An 18127-nucleotide genomic window follows, 5' to 3' on the forward strand; every position below is an offset into this window, starting at 1 on the left:
CTGAGCCAACCGAGTCGGCTACTCCAACTGAGCCAACCGAGTCGGCTACTCCAACTGAGGAGCCAACCGAGTCGGCTACTCCAACGGAGAAGCCAACCGAGTCGGCAACTCCAACGGAGAAGCCAACCGAATCGGCTACTCCAACGGAGAAGCCAACCGAGTCGGCTAAGCCAACTCCAACCGAGGATGATTCCGAAGAGCCAACCGAGGCTCCAAAGGATGACCAGACTCCAACCAAGTCGCCTGAGAAGAAGGACCCGCTGGCCGATACCGGTTCCAGCACCGTTCCGCTGATCGCCGCTGGTGGAGCCCTGGCTCTCGTAGGCGCAATGTTCCTGCTGTTCCGCCGCGGAAACCGTCGCCACAGCTAAGGGATAATCCCTAAACGGTTGTAGCTTCGGCCACGACCCGAAAGTGCCCCGCTACCGGCAACGGTAGCGGGGCACTTTCACTTGGCACACATGTGCCTCACCGAATACTTTGCAGAAGTCCAGTTATCATCTTCCTAGGTGATCCTAATGACCTTGAGGCGGTAGTACCATGATCTACAAATCCCCATCAGCTCGTCGTTCACTTGCACTGGCATCCACCGCAGTCGTCGCAGGGCTCATGCTCTCCGGTTGCGGGCAGGCCTCCACGAGCGGTGAAGGAACTACTGAACCTACCGGCAGCGAGAATGTTGTGGACCAAAACGCACTATTAGAAACCAATGACGCATTGTCCGCCACCTTGGGGGAGGACTATGTGCAGGGCTGGATCGAAGACGGCAAGCTCAACGTGTCGACCACCGACGAAAGCCAGATGAAGGCCATCGAGGAAGCCGGTGCGGAGCCGCACCTGGTTGAGTACTCCGCCGATGATCTCCGCCAGGCCATCAAGGACGTGATGAAGTGGCAGGCAGGGCTGGAATCCCCGCTGAACGTTTCGATCCACGGCTACACCCTGAACCCGAAAATCGGTGGACTGACCCTGTCGGTGGATTCCAGCCACCTGGAGGAAATCAAGACCTTGCTGGAAGCGGAGAAGCCATTGGGCGGCATCCCGGTCGAATTCCAGAAGAGCGGCGGCATCGCCACCCGCGCCAAATAACCGGTTGCGTTAAAGGCCGGCCAAGCACATCTTATGCTTGGCCGGCCTTGCACGTTAAGCCGCGATTTTTACGCGCTGAGCTGGCCTCCGGCGCAATGACCTGCGCGCCAAGTAAGATGAGAAGTATTGCATGACAGTGAAAGGTAAGAAACCGAACGTGAGCGCCGAATCCGCAGAAGTACCCCCAGCGCGGGGCCCGTTGTACCGGCTTTGGCGATTTGTAAGAGAAGTGCTGATCATTCTCGTCATCGCTATTGCGCTCTCCTTGCTCATCAAGACGTTCTTCTTCCGCGCGTACTACATCCCCTCGGGGTCGATGGAGAATACGCTGCAGATCAACGACCGCATCTTCGCCAACCTGATGACTCCCGGCCCGTTCGACCTCGAACGCGGCGACGTGGTGGTCTTCCGCGACGACCTGCAGTGGCTGCCGCCGCTGGAAAACGACCCGACTGCCTTGGAGAACGCACTGTCCTGGGTTGGCATCCTGCCGGCCGCCGACGAGCAGTACTTGGTCAAGCGCATCATCGGCATGCCGGGGGACACCGTCGAGTGCTGCAGCTCCGATGGCAAGCTCACCATCAACGGCGAACCCATCGACGAATCGTACATCTTCGCGGGCGACGCACCGAGCGACATCAAGTTCCAGGTGACGGTTCCGGAGGGAAAGGTCTGGGTCATGGGTGATCACCGCGGCGCCAGCGCCGACTCGCGCTTCCACGTCGATGTCCAGGGCGGCTTCGTGGACCTGGAGTCCGTCCAGGGCCGCGCCTCGGTCATCTCCTGGCCGCTGAACCGACTCGGCGGGATCGACACCCACGAAGAAGTCTTCGCCAACGTCCCTGACGCAGGCAGCAACTAGGCCCCGGCCCATGGCCACGACTAAGGCACAGCCCACGACCCTGGAGCACGAACGGGCCTTGGCGGCCGAGCACGGCGTGCGCTTCATCGGCGCGGCGGATGAGGTGGGCCGCGGCGCCTTGGCCGGCCCCATCACGGTGGGCGTCAGCGTCATCGACATGCAGCAGGTGACCGAATTCCCCGAACTGCGCGATTCGAAGCTGCTCACCCCCGCGCGCCGCGAAGAACTTGTGACCCCGGTGCGCGAATGGGCGCTCGGCTACGGCGTGGGGCATGCCAGCGCCGCGGAGATCGATCAGCTCGGGGTCACCGGGGCGCTGCGCCTGGCCGGCACCCGCGCCGTCGCACAGAGCGCCGTGGCCCCCGAGGCGATCCTCTTGGACGGCAGCTACGACTGGCTCACCGCTCCGGAGCAGGATCTTTTCGACCTGCTGGACGATGAGCGCGAACCGGTGGGGCTGCACATTCCGGTGCGCACGATCATCAAGGGAGATATGACCTGCCAGGCGATCGCCGGCGCCTCGATCCTGGCGAAGGTGGAGCGCGACGGGATCATGGTCCAGGCCGCCACCGAGTATCCGGCCTTCGGCTGGGAAATCAACAAGGGCTATGCCACCGCCACGCATCGGGCGGCAATCGAAAAACTTGGCCCCTGCGACCTGCACCGGAAAAGTTGGAACTTGACTTCCAAGCCCGAAAAGGCCCAAGGTAAAACCTAGAGACAAAGGACGAACCATGGCTGCCGAAGACCTCGAAAACTACGAATCAGACCTCGAATTACAGCTGTACCGCGAGTACAAGGCCGTGGTGGGGCTGTTTAACTATGTGGTGGAAACCGAACGCCGCTTTTATCTGGCGAATCAGGTCGATGTGAAGACCCTGACCGATTCCGGCGAGGTGTACTTCGAGCTGAACCTCACCGACGCCTGGGTCTGGGATATCTACCGCCAGGGCCGCTTCGTGAAGACCGTGAAGGTACTGACCTTCAAGGATGTGAACGTCGAGGAACTGAACCGCGACGAACTGCAGATCCCCAAAGAAGGATTGCAGGGCTAAACGCACCGAACGCACGAAGGCTCCCAACCAGCAACTGGTTGGGAGCCTTCCGCGTGCTCAAGTGCTTACGCTAGTGACTAGTCGGTCATGCCGTCGACGAACTCGCGGTTCTCTTCCATCCACTGCTTGACCAGCGGCTGGTAGTCGTCGGTGTCGTTCTCGACGAACAGCAGGTTCTCCAGATCGTAGAGGGTCTCCAGATCCATCTTGAAGTCGCCCATCCACTTGGCTACCTCGGCGTGGTCGTCGGCGAAGCCGGTGCGGCTGAAGGTGTGAATGCCTTCGGCGTCACCCAGGGAGCCCTTCGGGTCTTCCAGGTTCTTCACCGGGAATGCGGCGTTCGCCCAGTGTGGCTCCCAGAGGGTGACCACGATGTTCTCGCCGTTATTTGTCGCGGTCTCCAGCTCGGTGAGCATCGCGGCGGTGGAGCTGGTCAGGAATTCCATATCGTCCAGACCGTACTCCGGGATGGCCGCCTCGTTCATGGCCTCGGTCAATCCGGCACCGGGCTCGATGCCCACGATGCGGTTGTTGAACTTGTCCGCGTTCGCCGCCAACTCGTCCAGTGAATCGATCGGCGCGTCCTCGTTGACGGCTACGGTCAGCCGCGACTCGGTGTTCCATGCGCCCAGATCCTCGATCTCGTCGCCGTAGTCTTCCAGGTAGGAGGCGTGCGTGACCGGCAGCCACACGTCGGTGGTCAGGTCGTAGTCGCCCGAGGACAGTCCCTCAAAGAGGGGAGCGACGTCGGAATTGGTCAGCTCGACCTCGTAGCCCTTTTCCTCCAGCACCGCCTTCCACAGCTCGCTGCTGGCAATGCCTTCATCCCAGCCGTTGAAGACCGCGATATTCAGCTTCTTGTCTTCTCCGGCGGCTTCGTTTCCGCCATCGTTGCCGCAGGCGGTCAACGCCAGGGCGCTGGCGGCGAGAACCGCTCCAACTTTGAAGTAATTGCGTTTCATGATCGTGTTTCCTTTCGGTGTGGCGGTCAATTCCGCCGGATTCATTGGTGATTCAGCACGGGGTTCAGGCCGCGAGTTCTTGTTCCTTCGCCTTGGCTGCGGCCTTGCGGCGCTTGGCGAACCAGGTGAAGAGCCCGGACTGCCGTCCGAAGGCATTGGTCAACCGATCCAGGATCATCGCGAGGATCACCACGCCCAGTCCTGCCTCGACGCCCAGTGCGGTATCCAGCCGGCCCAGCGAGGCGATCACGTCGCCGCCTAGGCCGCCGGCACCGACCATGCCGGCGATCACGACCATGGACAGCGAAAGCATGATGACCTGGTTGACGCCGGCCATGATGGTCGGCAGGGCTAGTGGAAGTTGGATCTGGCGCAGGATGCGCCCGGGGGAGGAGCCGAAGGCCTGGCCGGCCTCGACCACTTCCCGATCCACCGAGCGGATGCCCAGTTCGGTGAAGCGCACGCCGGGGGCCAACGCGAAGGCGATCGTGGCCACGATGCCCGGGGCCACGCCGACGCGGAAGAGCATCAGCGCCGGAATCAAGTAGACGAAGGCCGGCATGGTCTGCAGGAAGTCCAAAAATGGCCGGACGATCTGCGAGAAGGTCTGCGACTTGGCCGCCCAAATCCCCAGCGGCAGCGAGATCAACAGCGCCCAGAAGGTTGCCACGAGTACTAGAGCCAGAGTGATCATGGCGTTATCCCATTGGTCCATGCCCACGATCAAGACCAGCCCGAGCGCCGCGCCGAGCATGAACTGCCAGCCGCGGGCGAAGAGCGCAATGAGTGCCACCAACGCGATGATGATCGAGAAGTGCGGAGTGCCCAGCACGTAATAGACCCCGTCATACATCTCCACGAAGATCGCGCGCAGAAAATCGAAGAACGGGCCCAGATTGTCTACGACCCAGTTGACGCCCTTTTCGGCGGTATCTCCAACCGGAATAATGAAGTCGTTCATTAGTTTTCCTCCCCGGCGCCCTGCAGGGCCGCGCTGACAACATTGCCCGGCAGCGGTTGATCCAGCACCGTCATTTCTTCGGTCGGTGGGGCAGTGGAAGCCAGGGCCGCCAGCAGCGTCACCCGCGGGATCACTCCCAGCAAGCGGTTCTCGCTATCGGTGACGGTCACCGGCAAGGGGGACTCCACCGAGGGAACGAACAGGTCGATCAGCTGCGTGTCGCGGTTCACCGATTCCAGCGGCTGGATCTTCGAGGCGATGGAAGTCTCGCCCTGGCGGACCAGCTTCAGCGCGTCGCGGTCGGTGATCATCCCCAGCACCTTGCGGTCCCGGTCGGTGACGATCGCCGCGGAGAGGAACATCTCGTGCATGGTGCGCAGGGCGTTGCGCGGCCCGGCCGTCTCCTGGATGACCGCCCTAGTCGGCTCGAGCACCGAGGAGGCGGTCAGCACACGGGCGCGGTCCACATCCTGCACGAACTGGGCCACGTAGTCGTTGGCCGGATCCATCAGGATTTCCTCCGGGGTGCCCACCTGGACGATCTGCCCGTCGCGCATCACCGCGATCCGGTCCCCGAGGAACATCGCCTCATTCAAATCGTGGGTGATGAACACGATCGTCTTACCGAGCTTGGCTTGCAGCTGAACCAGCTGTTCTTGCATCTCGCGGCGGATCAGCGGGTCAAGGGCGGAGAACGCCTCGTCCATAAGCAGCAGTTCGGTGTCTGCCGCCAGCGCCCGGGCGATGCCCACGCGCTGCTGCATGCCACCGGATAGTTCGCTGGGCATCTTGTCGCCCCAGCCGGTCAAGCCGACCAGATCCAAGGTTTTCGCGGCGGTGGACAGCCGCTGGGCCCGGCCCACGCCCTGCTGCTCGAGCGGGTAGGCCACATTGGCCAATACGGAACGGTGCGGCAGCAAGGCGAAGTGCTGGAAAACCATAGAGACACGTTTTCGCCGCACCTCGCGCAGCTTCGCGGCCGACATCCCGGTGATCTTGTCTTCCCCGACGGTGATCTGCCCCGAGGTAGCGTCCCACAAGCCGTTCAGCGTGCGGATCAGCGTGGATTTGCCCGAGCCGGAGAGGCCCATGACGACAAAAATTTCGCCTTCTTTAACTTCAAAGGAGGCATCGATAACGGCTGCGGTGTTCGATGCAGGCAGATCTTGCCGCTTCGTACCGGCTTTGAGCTTCTTCACCGCTTCCTGCGGTTTGCGACCGAAGACCTTATACAAGTTCTCGACCTTGACGGCGATGTTGCTGGTCATTGTCTCCACTGCCCGTCTACCTGTGAAGGCACGGGCCGATTGGGGACCACAAGCCGCGGTCGCAGCAGTCGAATCCTCGAACTAAAGATCGCTGGCACTCGCTTCTTGCTTGCACGGCCCGAAGTAAACCTCCAGCTCGTGCAGGGTCCTTGATTCTTTTATTCTTGGTCGACACAAACTGCATGTCGAGACCGGATATCCACACTAACAAATTGCCGGAGAATTGTTCTCTGGCTAAGTGCAAAATCCTCCAATATCATGCTCCTAAAACCTCAACTTATCGCGGATTCTAGGCGCTGAATCGCAAGTTACCCAATTGTTATAGACGGTGGGTCAAAATCCTGGTCAGCGATCCGATCTCCGGCTGACCCATAGAGCCGCTTGAATCCGGACAGTGCGGTTCAATCGGCGCCCGCACGCAAGCAGAATTCCGGCTTCGCGGGTCCGGTGCGCAATGTGCCGAGTTAATGGAAATCTTGCCAATTTGAATATTCATGAAGATTATTTCCGGGAACGAAGTTTCTTGGTCGCCGTATTTCAAACGCCCAATTCTTCGTAGACGAACGACCGAAATTGAAGACGGGGATTTATCAAATATCAGCAAGAGCAACGCTGAGTAGGCCTGTTTTATAGATAGTTATGCATGCGTAAAACTCCGTGGGCAAATTCAGAATCCATGGAGAATCCAAAGGGATGCGAGTTTCAAGAATTCGCTGGTTGGTCGTTATTCCATGAAATTTGCGCACCATCATGGTTTCGATCCACCAAGTTGCGAGGACTCCAGAAGTGGCGAATAGTCCGATGCTCCGAGTGCCGCGGCCCCTTGGCTCGCTGTCGCGCCCGCAATCAGGGATTGCCGTCGGTGGGAAACGGATCCAACCAGCAGATCGGTTCGGCGGGGAGGTCCTCCGATGACTGGATTTTCCTGAATCCACGGTTTCTCCACAACTGGTAGCCAGACAACACGCGTTGAACCCGTGCGCCCGCATGATGAATGACAAGTCATGAGTCCTATATGAAAGTTTCGTCATGAAAAACAAACACCAAGTTCTCGGTGCGCAAGGCGAACAAGCCGCCGCCGACTACCTCACCGCACAGGGTTATACGATCCTCGATCGCAATTGGCGCTGCAAATCCGGGGAGCTCGATCTGGTGGCGGCAGACGCCGACGGGTTTGTGCTGGCAGTCGAAGTGAAAACCCGAAGCTCGATACGCTATGGCACCGGCTTCGAGGCGATTACTCCGACGAAATATCGTCGCCTGCAACGATTGCTGATCCAATGGAGCCAAGCCCGCCAACGCTACATCGGCATCTTGCGGATCGACATCGTGGAGGTCTACCCCAAGGCCGCGGGGTTCAGCTGCGAACATCACCAGCAGGTGCGGGCATGAGCGTGGCACGCACCTGTGCGGTCGCGCTGCACGGGGTGCAAGCCGCGCTGATCGATGTGGAGGCGGACCTTGGCAACGGCATTCCTGGATTCCTGATTCTGGGCCTGCCGGATGCCTCCCTGAACGAGGCCCGCGAACGAATCAAAGCCGCCGCCCGAAACAGCGGGATTCCCCTGGCCAACCGGAAGCTCACGGTGAATCTCAGCCCGGCGACGCTGCCGAAATTCGGCTCGGGCTTCGACTTGGCGATCGTCATCGCGGCCTTGGCCGCGGACAACCAGCTGTCCGTGCCAGCACGGACGATCTTCTTAGCCGAGCTGGCCCTGGACGGTACCTTGCGGCCGGTGGCCGGGGTGCTGCCCACCGTACGGTTTGCGCTCGGCGCTGGCTACACTCATGTGGTGGTGAGTGCCGCTAACGCCCAGGAGGCAGCGCTCGTCCCCGGTATGCGGGTTACCGGGGCGGAGCATCTCGGAGAAGTGCTGGAATTTTGCGGGGCACCGGTGGAAAGCATTCGCACCTACCTTCGGCATCGGCGCCAACCCACCGAACAAGTGCCCGCGGCCGATGAGCCACCCCAAGATCTATGCCTGGTCAACGGCCAGCTCGAAGCCAAGCTGGCCTTGGAAATCGCAGCCGCGGGCGGTCACCATCTGATCATGGTGGGACCGGCCGGAGCGGGCAAGACGATGCTGGCGCGCTGCCTGCCGGGCATCCTCCCGCCGCTCGATGACCCCGACTCGCTCGAAGCGACGGCGATCCATTCGATTACCCGCGGCGGGCAAGGCGGCATCAAGCAACTTCAACGAACGCCTCCCTTCGTCGCGCCACACCATACCGCCTCGGCGTCGGCCTTGCTCGGCGGCGGAAGCAGAGCCATTCGCCCCGGTGCGATCACCCGGGCCCATGCCGGAATATTGTTCCTCGACGAAGCCACCGAATTTCAAGCCGGTGTGCTCGATGCGCTGCGCCAACCGGTCGAGGAAGGGCGGATCAACCTCGCCCGAGCCAGCGGACATCAACAATTGCCTGCGCGTTTCCAACTGATCTTGGCCGCCAACCCGTGTCCTTGCGGACGCAACTTTGGAACCGGCACCGCGTGCACCTGCACCCCCAACGCCCGGAGGCGCTACTTCTCCAAGCTTTCCGGACCCCTGCTGGACCGCATCGACCTCCAGGTTCGCATGAACGCGGTCACCGGCCAGCAGCTGCTCGGGCGGGATGCCGTTGAAGCCAGCGCACAGGTCCGCGAACGAGTTCTGCAGGCCCGCGCGCGGGCCACCGAAAGACTCAAGCCTTGGGGGCTGAATTGCAACGCACGCCTATCGGCCAAGGTCTTGCGCCGAGAACTTCACTACCCGCAGGCCACGCGGCGGGCGCTGGAACTCATCTCGGAGCAGGCGGATCTTTCGGCCCGCGGCATGGACCGCATGCTGCGTGTCGCGTGGACCATAGCCGACCAGCAAGAACACCAAGAGCCGACGGTGGACGATCTGGACGCCGCACTGCATTTTCGGCAAAACCTCGAGCCCCGATAGGAGATCGGTCATGCATTGTTCCTACACTCCCGAGCAGTTGTGCCTCGCAGAACTCAACACGCTAATTGAGCCAAACGACTACGCCTGCAATGGACTGCTGCAACTGATGAGCCCGGCCGAACTCGTGCGGCTCATTCGCCGCGAAGACCATGTACCTGGCGGGCTGGCAGTTGCCTTGGCCGAGGTGCTGGGGCAGGGTGCATCGGGAAGCCGGACGCTGAGCTTGCCGGTGGCGCTCACCCGCTGGCGCAAACGCCTGGGCTTCAGCAACCCGTTGGACGCACTTGACCGCATCTCTGCGCTCAACGGCGGATTACTCACGCCGACCGATGCAGCCTGGCCGGCCCAGCTCGATGAGCTCGGCCTGGGCAAGCCCCTGTGCCTATGGTGGCGCACCAGGCGTCCGCAGCTACTGGCCGTGCAGGAGGCGCAGCGCTGCATTTCGATTGTCGGCTCACGAGACTCCAGCGACTATGGACACCAGATCACCTACGAGCTGGCACGCAAATTGGCCCTGCGCGGATTTACCATTGTCTCGGGTGGCGCCTACGGAATCGACGCCAGCGCCCACCGAGCGGCGCTCTCGGCCGCGGATCTGGAGGCGCCAAGCTATCCGACGATCACGATTCTGGCCGGGGGAGCGGATAAGCCCTATCCGGCGGGAAACGAGACGTTGCTCGGGCAGATCATCGACACCGGGTTGCTGCTCTCCGAGGTGCCTCCGGGGACCGCGCCCACTCGCTTCAGATTCCTCAATCGCAACAGATTAATCGCCGCGATCAGTAGGCTTACGCTAGTTACGGAGGCTCGGCACCGGTCCGGGGCGCTGAACACCGCCGGTCACGCGGTGGACCTGGGGCGGGATGTCGCCGCGGTTCCGGGCAGTGTCTATTCACCAAATTCGGCCGGCACCCACCGACTGCTCGCCGCCGGTACCGCAGCCCTGGTGACCAGCGCGGCAGATGTGCTGGAGCTGATCGGTGTTCCATCCGAGCCACCTCGGCCGGTGCCAGAAACCGTGGATGTCCAGGACGCGCGGCCGACCGACGGGCTGAGCAAGCCGCAATCAATGATCTACGACGTGATGAATTTTGTGCAGGGAAACGTGCCGGATGAAATTTCGGCCCTGAGTGGCATTCCGATTCTGGACACCCTGCGTGCTCTGAGCGCCTTGGAACGGCTCGGAAAGGTCGAGTCCAATGGGGCGCGCTGGCGGTTGGTGCGCCGCGGATCCGTTTCGGCGAAGAACGCGGTAAATTGAAGGAGATGAAGCCCGAACTTTCCAGCCCCGCACCTCTACAGATCCCGGCGGCCATTGCCGAGCCGATCGCCGACTATCTGGATTATCTTCGCCTGGAACGCGGCCGGAGCGAGAATACCTTGCGTGCTTATGGCGTTGACCTTCGCCTCGTCGCTGGCCATCTGGCCGGAAATTGCAAGGTCCGGCAGTTGGACGAGGTGAGCGTGGAGATGCTCCGCGAATGGTTGGCTCAGCTGCAGGAGGCCCAAATTTCCCGCACCACCATCGCCCGGCGTATCTCGTCGGTGAAAAATTTTTTTGCCTGGGCGCTCAAACACCAAATTGTCGCCAAGGATCCGGCGCTTCGGTTGGTGGCCCCAAAGAAGGAGCAGCGCCTGCCGCATGTGCTGCAGTCCGGGCAGATCGACCGGTTGCTCTCCCGGCCAGCGCCGGAGCCGCCCGCAGAATCTTCGGACATCCCCAAGACCAAGGCCGACAGGCAGGCGGAACAAAAACGCCAGGCGATCGCAGCCCGAGATCGGGTGATCGCGGATTTGCTCTACGCCTCGGGGCTGCGCATCAGCGAGCTGGTGTCCCTGGACATTGCAGACATTGATTTTGAACGGCGCACCTTGCGGGTGACAGGTAAGGGCAATAAGGAACGCGTGGTGCCCTTCGGCAAGCCTGCAGAGCGCGTCATCGAACCTTGGCTGAAAAACCACCGCCGCGTCTTGGCACTGCCCGAAGCCGAAGGCGCATTGCTGGTCGGAGCCCGCGGGGCTAGGCTCAATGTGCGCCAGGCCCGCCAGGTAATCGCGCAGGCTCTTGAATCGTTGGGGGACACCTCGGCGAGCGGACCGCACGCGTTGCGGCACACCGTGGCAACGCATTTGCTCGACGGCGGAGCAGATCTGCGTGCCGTGCAAGAGTTCTTGGGGCACTCATCTTTGGCAACCACGCAGCTATATACCCACGTATCGGTGGAGCGCCTGCGGCAGAGTTACCGGCAAGCGCACCCGCGTGCCTGATGATTTGGGTGAAATCTAGGAGAAGTTCCCGGTACAGCTGGCGAAAGCGCGGCAGTTCGGGCAAAATGGTACTTGTCGGTAGGAATTGCACTTCGACGAAGTTGACGTAGGGGAAGACGATCAACATCGTAACGGAGGATGGCATGTCTGCACCGATGACCAGAGGCGTGATCTTTATTCACTCGGCCTCTGCCGCGTTATGCCCACATCTGGAGTGGGCCATAGAGGCGGTGCTGGGTGGACCGGTCAAGATGGACTGGACCGACCAGCACGTAGCGCCTGGACTTCGTCGCGCCGAAATTAGCTGGACCGGCCCACAGGGTACCGGGGCCACGCTCGCCTCTTCCATGCGTGGTTGGCAGCATCTGCGATTCGAAATCACCGAAGAACCAAGTGAAGGCTGCGATGGCAGCCGCTGGTCTTTCACCCCGGATCTGGGAATCTTCCACGCAACCGTCGACGTCTCGGGCAACATTATGGTCGGCGAAGAGCGCATCCGTTGGGCCTACGAAAAGGGCGACGGGAACGCGGCCGTCTTCTTCCAGGAGATGTCCATTGCCCTCGGTGAAGCCTGGGACGAAGAACTTGAACCTTTCCGCCACGCAGGTGAAGATATCCCTGTTCGATGGCTCAACCAGGTGGTATAACAACTGGTTAATAAGTCTCCGGGAGACCGTCTGCGTCTTCCCGAGTAAATCCCCGGTGGTGCGGGGTGTTACCGCAATACAAACGGGATCCCGATGTGAATCGGGATCCCGTTTGCCGGTGTTGGTTCGTTAGCGCACCACGTCGTACACGTTCTTCTGGATGCCATTGGAATACACGGCCGAATCGATGAGCTCCAATTTCTGCGCCGGCAACGAAGCCTCGCTGAACAGCCGCTTGCCCGCGCCGAGCAGCACGGGGAACACCAACAGGTGGTACCGGTCGACCAGCTGGTGCTCCTGCAGGGAATGAAGCAAGGTCGCGGACCCGTGCACAATCAGCGGTCCACCATCGCCGGCACGGAGCCGCGCCACCTCGGCGGCAGATCGCAAGATCTGCGTCTGGCCCCAGTTGTCCACCAGATCATGATCGTGCAGTGTCGTAGAGACCACGTATTTGGGCATCGCGTTGTACTTCGGGAAATCCTCGGTCAAATCCGGCCAGACGGCGCTGAAGGATTGGTAGCTGACTCGGCCCAGCAGCATGGCTTCGGCTTCATCTTGTTCGGCTCCCTTCAGCTCATAGGCCGCGGGATCAAAATCGACGCTGGACATGGTCCACCCGGTGTTCCGGTACCCCGGTTCGCCGCCCGGGGCCTCCATGACCCCGTCCGCCGAAACAAACGCTGTCGCGATGAGCTTGCGCATGGCAGTTCCCTTCTCCCTAGGTTGCCGATACCGCCGAGCCTAACAACGCTGGGGGCGGCGAACAATAGTTATGCCCCGCCAACCGGTGGTTAAAACACCGATGGCGGGGTGCCTCTAGAGAACTAGAGGCGCCCCGCCATCGAATCAAGCGGTCGCTAGACGCTGCGGATTGCCACCACGGCGTTATGCCCGCCGAAACCGAAGGAATTGTTCAGCGCCACGATGCTGCCCTCTGCCGGAAGCAGTGCAGGCTCGCCGGTGACGACCTTCAACGGGATCTCCGGATCCTGGTTGTCCAGGTTGATCGTGACCGGAGCCTTGCGGTTGTAGATCGCCAAGGTAGTCAGCACCGACTCGACGGCACCGGAGGCGCCGAGCAGGTGGCCCATCTGCGACTTGGTGGCCGAGACCCAGACATCGTCCAGGTGATCTCCCAGAGCGGCCTTCAGCGCGGTGTATTCCGGCTTGTCGCCGACCGGGGTGGAGGTTGCATGGGCGTTGACGTGGACGACGTCCTCGGGCTGGATGAGGCCATCGAACATGGCCGCCTTCAGCGCACGAGTCGCGCCCAGGCCCTGAGGGTCCGGCGCGGTGATGTGGTGCGCGTCGGAGGTGACCGAGGTACCGGCCAGTTCGGCGTAGATGCGTGCGCCACGTGCCAGCGCATGCTCTTCGGCCTCCAGCACCAGCGCTCCGGCGCCTTCGCCCATGACAAAGCCGTTGCGGTCGATGTCGTAGGGGCGCGAGGCACCCTGCGGGTTGTCGTTGCTGCGCGAAAGCGCCTGCATTGAAGAGAAAGCGGCGATCGGCATCGGGTGGATCGCGGCTTCCGCACCGCCGACCATGACGATATCGGCCTTGCCCGAGCGGATCAGTTCCAGTCCCACGTGCATGGCCTCGGTGCCCGAAGCGCAAGCGGAGACCGGAGTGTGCGCGCCGGCTTCGGCACCCAAGTCCAGCGACACGGCAGCTGCCGGGCCGTTTGGCATGAGCATCGGCACGGTCATCGGCAGCACGCGGCGTGGGCCTTTTTCGCGCAGGGTGTCCCAGGCGTCCAGCAGGGTCCAGACCCCGCCGATGCCGGTGGCGAAGGCGACGGCCAGCTTATTGCGGTCGAATTCTTCGATCCCCGAGTCCTTCCACGCTTCGCGCGAGGCAACCACGGCGAACTGGGTGGAAGGGTCCATGCGCTTGGCTTCCACGCGGGAAAGCACATCGGTGGCCGGGACCGAGGCGCGCGCTGCGAAGGTGACGGGCAGGTTGTATTCCTCCACCCAGGAATCGGTCAGGGTGGCGGCGCCGGAGACGCCCTTGAGGGCGTTCTCCCAAAGGGTGGGGACGTCCCCACCGATGGGGGTTGTGGCTCCGAGACCGGTGATCACTACTTTGCGCGCCATCATCAAACTCTCTACTGGGCGGTGTAAAAATATTGGGGGCCGGCTTCACGTACCGGCCCGTGCGTGCGGCTTTCCCGCACGACGGATTGCCGCACCGCTACGGGTGGGCGATAATGCTTAGGCCTGTGCGGCGGCGATGAAGCTCACTGCGTCGCCAACGGTCTTCAGGTTCTTGACTTCCTCGTCCGGGATCTTGACCTCGAACTTGTCCTCTGCCTCAACGACGATGGTCATCATCGAGATCGAGTCGATGTCCAGGTCTTCGGTGAAGGACTTGTCCAGCTGCACGTCGGCAACGTCCAGGCCGGTCTCGGCGTTCACGATTTCGGCGAGGCCCGCCAGGATTTCTTCGTTGCTAGCCATCAGGTGGCTCCTTTTCTCGTAGTGCCGGAATATTCCGGTCATTGTGTGTGGCGCAGTTCCCCGTGCGGGGCACTGTCCGGCTTAGTGAAAATTTTACTGGTTCCCACCAGGCGGTGTTCGCCTTCGGGTTAAAGCTTAGGGCAGGAGTACTACCTGAGCGCCGAAGACAAGCCCGGCGCCGAAACCAATCTGCAAGGCGAGCTTGCCCGAAACCTCAGGGTGCTCGCGGCGCATGCGGTCCATGGCCATCGGAATCGAGGCCGCGGAGGTATTGCCGTTTTCGGCGATATCGCGGGCCACCACCACCGATTCGGGAAGTTTCAGCTGCTTGACCATCTCGTCGATGATGCGCATATTCGCCTGATGCGGGATGAACGCGGCCAGATCCTCGGCTTCGATCCCGGCCTCGTGCAAGGCCTTGCGGGCCATCTTCGCCATTTCCCACACCGCCCAGCGGAAGACCGTCTGGCCGTCCTGGCGCAGCGTCGGCCACGGGTTGGCGTGTTCCTCCAGCGGTTCGTCCACGGCGCTTTCCAGCAGCTCGTTTTCGCTGCCGAGCACCGATTCGCGCAATGCCAGCTGCGAGTGGGTCATGCTGATCGCATTCCACTTCGAACCGTCCGAACCCCACACCGACGGGGAGATCCCCGGAACCTCGGAGGCGCCGATCACCACGGCGCCTGCGCCGTCACCGAGCAGGAATGAGATGGTGCGTTCGGAATTGTCGATGTAATCCGAGAGCTTCTCCACGCCGACCACCAGCACGTGCTGGGCCAGCCCGGCACGCACCAGCGCGTCGGCCTGAGCCACCGCGTAGCAGTAGCCGGCGCAGGCGGCAGAAATGTCATAGGCCGGGGCCGGGGTAGCGCCCAAGCGTTCGGCCAGCGCGGAGGCGGCCGACGGGGTGGCATGCGGGAAGGTGACCGTGGCGACGATGACCGTATCCAGCTGCTCGGCGGTAATTCCGGCGTCCTCCAAAGCGCGGCGGGAGGCGGCTTCGGCCATATCCAGCACCGAGGTGTTCGCATCCGCGCGGTGGCGGGTGATGATGCCGGTGCGCTGGCGGATCCACTCGTCCGAGGAGTCGATCCATTGGCAGATCTCCTCGTTGCCCACCACGACATCCGGGCGGAAGGATCCGGTGCCCAGGATGCGGCTGTAGGCGTTGGTGGCCGGAGTTTTCAGTTGCACGCTCATGATTGCGGAAAGCTGCCCGTCTGCTAGTTGGCGGTGTGCTCGGCGACGAAGTCGCGGGCCGCGCCCAGGTCTTCGGGAGTTTTCAGCGCGAGGGTTTTCACGCCCTTCAGTCCGCGGCGGGCCAGGCCCACCAGGGTGCCTGCGGGGGAGAGCTCCAGCAGTCCGGTGACGCCCTGGGCTGCGAGGGTCTCCATGCACAGATCCCAGCGGACCGGGCGGGAGACCTGGGCTACCAGCGAGCCGAGGTTCGCCTCGCCGTTGGCCACCGGGGCACCGTCGAAGTTCGAGAGCAGCAGCTGAGCCGGGGCCCGCGGGGCCAGCGTTTTCGACAGTTCTTCGAGCACGCCCACCGCGGGGGCCATGTGACTGGTGTGGAATGCGCCGGCGACCTTCAAAGGGATCACGCGGGCCTTCGCCGGGGGGTTGGCCACCAGCGTTTCCAGCTGCTCCAGGGTGCCGGCGGCGACGGTCTGCCCGCCGCCATTGGCGTTGGCCGGGGTCAGTCCCAGCTCTTCAAGCTTGGCGAGCACCTCATCGGGGTCTCCGCCGAGCACCGCTGCCATGCCGGTAGGGGTGGCAGCTGCGGCTTCGGCCATCGCGTTGGCGCGGGTGCGCACGAAGCTCATTGCATCGTTTTCGCCCAGCGCGCCGGCCAGGGCCGAGGCGGTGATTTCGCCGACCGAGTGTCCGGCGAGGACGGCACCGGCGGGCAGCTGCGCACCGAACAGGGCACGCGCGGTCACCAGCCCGGCGGCGACGATCAGCGGTTGGGCGACGGCGGTGTCCTTGATGGTCTCTTCATCCGAGACGGTGCCGTGGGCGATGAGATCGCGTCCGGTGATCTCGCTCAGGGCCGAGAGATGGTCGCGAACGCCATCCACTTCGAGCCAGTCGGTGAGGAAACCTGGGGTCTGGGAGCCCTGTCCGGGGCAAACGATTGCTAGCACTCTTACAGCTTTCCAAATAGTTGCGGCTTCACGCGCGGTATTTCGGTACCAAGCTCGTGGTGGCTCTTTGTAGGAACTCTACAAAAGCTTATCGTACGCCGAGCATGAAAACCCATGTAATGCGCTTGTGTTGCGCCGGTTGAACTGTGCGGTCTCCATAAAAACCGGGGTGCGGCTAGTTCGCCTCGGCGAGCCGGCCGACCACCAGCGCGGTTTGCAGCACAAATGCGTCGCGGGGCACCAGCGGATCCCAGCCGGTCACCTCGGAGACGCGCTTGAGCCGATAGCGCACGGTGTTCGCGTGCACGAACAGCGCCCGGGCGGTCCCCTCCAAGGAGTGCCCCAGGGAAAGATAGCTGGAGAGCGTTTCGAGCAGGCCGTTGCCCGCATGCAGCAGGGGCAGGTAGACGCGCTCGATCAGCGCGGTCCGCGCCATCTGGTCGCCGTTGAAGACGCGCTCGGGCCACAGGTCGTCGGCGCCCACCGGCGCGGGCGCCTGCGGCCAGGCTTTGGCCGCGGCATAGCCGGCCACCGCTGCGCTGGCGGCGGTGTGCATATCCTTCACCGTGGCGGCCACCGGGGAGTAGACGAGCGGGCCCGGTCCGAAGAACCTGGCGAAGCGCGAGAGGTCGGCTTCCTCGAATTTGGTATCCGAGAGCATCAGGATCGCCCGCTCGCCGAGCACCCCCACCAGCGAGTCGCTGGAATAGCGCAGCGCCATCCGGCGCAGCGCGGCGACGAAGGTCACCGAGTTCGAGCCCGGGGTGGTGCCCACCATGATGCGGATGTTCTTCTGCGACTTCCAGCCGATGGCCGCGATGCGCGAGGAGAGCGAGTCCTGGGATTCTCCGTGCAGCACCGCGTCCACCACGTGGGCTTCGAGGCGCGAGTCCCAGGCGCCGCGGGTTTCGGCGGCCCGGGCGTAGACGTCGGCGGCGGCGAAGGCGACCTCACGCGAGTAGCGCAGCACCGCCTCGCGCAGCTGGGCCTGTTCGTTCTCCGCGGCGATATCGGGCACCTGGGATTCGACGACCTCCACGATGGTGCGCAGCAGCGCCAGCGCTTTCTGCAGCGAGATGGAGCGGGTCAGCTCGGTGGGGGCGGCGCCGAAGACGTCGTTCATCACCCAGGCCGGGGTGGATTCGGGTTCCTCGTACCAGGAGACGAAGGTGGAGATGCCCTTCTGCGCGACCAGCCCGAGCGCGGCGCGTTCGTCCGGCTCCAGCGAGCGGTACCAGGGCAGGGATTGGTCCAGGTATTTCAGCGCCGTGGTGGAAAGCACCCCGAGGTGGCTTTTGAGCCGGCGGATGGTTTCCGGGGTGGGCTTGGGCAAACGCACGGCGCGCGAGCGCACGCTGGATGTGGGTTCGACCTGAGGACTCATAATTCACAGCATACGGAAGTTTTCCGGTACTCGCTCGTAGGTTTGCCCCGCCGCGAAGCGAATATGAGGTTAATAACCGCAAGGGCACGAAG

At 62.7% G+C, this 18127-nt stretch carries 19 protein-coding genes; 10 read left to right on the forward strand and 9 right to left on the reverse strand.

Features of this window, described 5'->3' with window-relative positions; translation table 11 throughout:
• The 5 genes from CQ017_RS18470 to CQ017_RS00025 form a co-directional block, all read left to right on the forward strand.
• On the forward strand, positions 1-371 hold a 371-nt coding region (locus CQ017_RS18470), incomplete at its 5' end, for an LPXTG cell wall anchor domain-containing protein (protein ID WP_146112388.1).
• Positions 372-540: 169 nt separating this feature from the next.
• Positions 541-1089, forward strand: coding sequence for a hypothetical protein (locus CQ017_RS00010; protein WP_105552018.1), 549 nt, complete (start codon positions 541-543; stop codon positions 1087-1089).
• Positions 1090-1318: 229 nt separating this feature from the next.
• Positions 1319-1951, forward strand: coding sequence for a signal peptidase I (gene lepB / locus CQ017_RS00015; RefSeq protein ID WP_258133424.1), 633 nt, complete (start codon positions 1319-1321; stop codon positions 1949-1951).
• 10 nt (positions 1952-1961) lie between these two features.
• Positions 1962-2669 (forward strand): ribonuclease HII, encoded by a 708-nt coding sequence (locus CQ017_RS00020; RefSeq protein ID WP_105552019.1) that lies wholly within the window; start codon positions 1962-1964, stop codon positions 2667-2669.
• A gap of 16 nt (positions 2670-2685) precedes the next feature.
• Entirely contained in the window at positions 2686-3006 is a 321-nt protein-coding gene (locus tag CQ017_RS00025) for a DUF2469 domain-containing protein (RefSeq protein ID WP_096287037.1), read from the forward strand.
• Positions 3007-3083: 77 nt separating this feature from the next.
• On the opposite strand, the gene CQ017_RS00030 is transcribed toward CQ017_RS00025, so the two are convergent.
• From CQ017_RS00030 to CQ017_RS00040, 3 genes are all read right to left on the reverse strand, one after another.
• Positions 3084-3968 (reverse strand): glycine betaine ABC transporter substrate-binding protein, encoded by an 885-nt coding sequence (locus CQ017_RS00030; protein WP_105552469.1) that lies wholly within the window; start codon positions 3966-3968, stop codon positions 3084-3086.
• A gap of 64 nt (positions 3969-4032) precedes the next feature.
• Entirely contained in the window at positions 4033-4929 is an 897-nt protein-coding gene (locus CQ017_RS00035; protein ID WP_096287035.1) for a proline/glycine betaine ABC transporter permease, read from the reverse strand.
• Entirely contained in the window at positions 4929-6197 is a 1269-nt protein-coding gene (locus CQ017_RS00040) for a glycine betaine/L-proline ABC transporter ATP-binding protein (RefSeq protein ID WP_105552020.1), read from the reverse strand. Before CQ017_RS00040 ends, CQ017_RS00035 begins: the two co-directional genes overlap by 1 nt.
• Positions 6198-7226: 1029 nt before the next feature.
• Here CQ017_RS00040 and CQ017_RS00045 point away from each other — a divergent pair.
• The 5 genes from CQ017_RS00045 (at position 7227) to CQ017_RS00065 (ending at position 12042) form a co-directional block, all read left to right on the forward strand.
• Positions 7227-7589 carry a YraN family protein gene (locus CQ017_RS00045; protein ID WP_105552021.1) on the forward strand — a complete coding sequence of 121 codons (363 nt, stop codon included), beginning with the start codon at positions 7227-7229 and terminating at the stop codon, positions 7587-7589.
• Positions 7586-9127 carry a YifB family Mg chelatase-like AAA ATPase gene (locus CQ017_RS00050; RefSeq protein WP_105552022.1) on the forward strand — a complete coding sequence of 514 codons (1542 nt, stop codon included), beginning with the start codon at positions 7586-7588 and terminating at the stop codon, positions 9125-9127. The genes CQ017_RS00045 and CQ017_RS00050 overlap by 4 nt, the downstream gene beginning before the upstream one ends.
• 10 nt (positions 9128-9137) lie before the next feature.
• Positions 9138-10388, forward strand: a complete 1251-nt coding sequence (gene dprA, locus CQ017_RS00055) for a DNA-processing protein DprA (protein WP_105552023.1) — start codon at positions 9138-9140, stop codon at positions 10386-10388.
• 5 nt (positions 10389-10393) lie between these two features.
• Positions 10394-11395, forward strand: a complete 1002-nt coding sequence (locus CQ017_RS00060) for a tyrosine recombinase XerC (protein ID WP_105552024.1) — start codon at positions 10394-10396, stop codon at positions 11393-11395.
• A gap of 143 nt (positions 11396-11538) precedes the next feature.
• Positions 11539-12042 carry a DUF3145 domain-containing protein gene (locus tag CQ017_RS00065; RefSeq protein WP_096287023.1) on the forward strand — a complete coding sequence of 168 codons (504 nt, stop codon included), beginning with the start codon at positions 11539-11541 and terminating at the stop codon, positions 12040-12042.
• A 129-nt stretch (positions 12043-12171) separates the two neighbouring features.
• On the opposite strand, the gene CQ017_RS00070 is transcribed toward CQ017_RS00065, so the two are convergent.
• From CQ017_RS00070 to CQ017_RS00095, 6 genes are all read right to left on the reverse strand, one after another.
• Positions 12172-12747 carry a dihydrofolate reductase family protein gene (locus CQ017_RS00070; RefSeq protein WP_105552025.1) on the reverse strand — a complete coding sequence of 192 codons (576 nt, stop codon included), beginning with the start codon at positions 12745-12747 and terminating at the stop codon, positions 12172-12174.
• Between the two features lie 155 nt (positions 12748-12902).
• Positions 12903-14144, reverse strand: coding sequence for a beta-ketoacyl synthase (locus CQ017_RS00075; protein WP_105552470.1), 1242 nt, complete (start codon positions 14142-14144; stop codon positions 12903-12905).
• A gap of 117 nt (positions 14145-14261) precedes the next feature.
• On the reverse strand, positions 14262-14507 hold the full coding sequence (locus CQ017_RS00080; RefSeq protein WP_096287019.1) for an acyl carrier protein: 246 nt from the start codon (positions 14505-14507) through the stop codon (positions 14262-14264).
• A gap of 135 nt (positions 14508-14642) precedes the next feature.
• A complete protein-coding gene (locus CQ017_RS00085; protein ID WP_105552026.1) occupies positions 14643-15704 on the reverse strand; it encodes a beta-ketoacyl-ACP synthase III in 1062 nt (353 codons plus the stop codon).
• 23 nt (positions 15705-15727) lie between these two features.
• Positions 15728-16651 (reverse strand): ACP S-malonyltransferase, encoded by a 924-nt coding sequence (locus CQ017_RS00090; protein WP_105552027.1) that lies wholly within the window; start codon positions 16649-16651, stop codon positions 15728-15730.
• Between the two features lie 175 nt (positions 16652-16826).
• Positions 16827-18035 (reverse strand): CdaR family transcriptional regulator, encoded by a 1209-nt coding sequence (locus CQ017_RS00095; RefSeq protein ID WP_105552028.1) that lies wholly within the window; start codon positions 18033-18035, stop codon positions 16827-16829.
• Positions 18036-18127 lie beyond the last annotated feature (92 nt).

This window comes from Arthrobacter sp. MYb224 (assembly GCF_002975455.1).
GTDB lineage: Bacteria > Actinomycetota > Actinomycetes > Actinomycetales > Micrococcaceae > Glutamicibacter.

Excerpts from the sequence above, each read along its gene's own strand:
- CQ017_RS00010 (WP_105552018.1), top strand. The coding sequence starts at position 541 with ATGATCTACAAATCCCCATCAGCTCGTCGTTCACTTGCACTGGCATCC.
- CQ017_RS00020 (WP_105552019.1), top strand. The coding sequence starts at position 1,962 with ATGGCCACGACTAAGGCACAGCCCACGACCCTGGAGCACGAACGGGCC.
- CQ017_RS00025 (WP_096287037.1), top strand. The coding sequence starts at position 2,686 with ATGGCTGCCGAAGACCTCGAAAACTACGAATCAGACCTCGAATTACAG.
- CQ017_RS00030 (WP_105552469.1), bottom strand. The coding sequence starts at position 3,968 with ATGAAACGCAATTACTTCAAAGTTGGAGCGGTTCTCGCCGCCAGCGCC.
- CQ017_RS00035 (WP_096287035.1), bottom strand. The coding sequence starts at position 4,929 with ATGAACGACTTCATTATTCCGGTTGGAGATACCGCCGAAAAGGGCGTC.
- CQ017_RS00040 (WP_105552020.1), bottom strand. The coding sequence starts at position 6,197 with ATGACCAGCAACATCGCCGTCAAGGTCGAGAACTTGTATAAGGTCTTC.
- CQ017_RS00045 (WP_105552021.1), top strand. The coding sequence starts at position 7,227 with ATGAAAAACAAACACCAAGTTCTCGGTGCGCAAGGCGAACAAGCCGCC.
- CQ017_RS00050 (WP_105552022.1), top strand. The coding sequence starts at position 7,586 with ATGAGCGTGGCACGCACCTGTGCGGTCGCGCTGCACGGGGTGCAAGCC.
- dprA (WP_105552023.1), top strand. The coding sequence starts at position 9,138 with ATGCATTGTTCCTACACTCCCGAGCAGTTGTGCCTCGCAGAACTCAAC.
- CQ017_RS00060 (WP_105552024.1), top strand. The coding sequence starts at position 10,394 with ATGAAGCCCGAACTTTCCAGCCCCGCACCTCTACAGATCCCGGCGGCC.
- CQ017_RS00065 (WP_096287023.1), top strand. The coding sequence starts at position 11,539 with ATGTCTGCACCGATGACCAGAGGCGTGATCTTTATTCACTCGGCCTCT.
- CQ017_RS00070 (WP_105552025.1), bottom strand. The coding sequence starts at position 12,747 with ATGCGCAAGCTCATCGCGACAGCGTTTGTTTCGGCGGACGGGGTCATG.
- CQ017_RS00075 (WP_105552470.1), bottom strand. The coding sequence starts at position 14,144 with ATGGCGCGCAAAGTAGTGATCACCGGTCTCGGAGCCACAACCCCCATC.
- CQ017_RS00080 (WP_096287019.1), bottom strand. The coding sequence starts at position 14,507 with ATGGCTAGCAACGAAGAAATCCTGGCGGGCCTCGCCGAAATCGTGAAC.
- CQ017_RS00085 (WP_105552026.1), bottom strand. The coding sequence starts at position 15,704 with ATGAGCGTGCAACTGAAAACTCCGGCCACCAACGCCTACAGCCGCATC.
- CQ017_RS00095 (WP_105552028.1), bottom strand. The coding sequence starts at position 18,035 with ATGAGTCCTCAGGTCGAACCCACATCCAGCGTGCGCTCGCGCGCCGTG.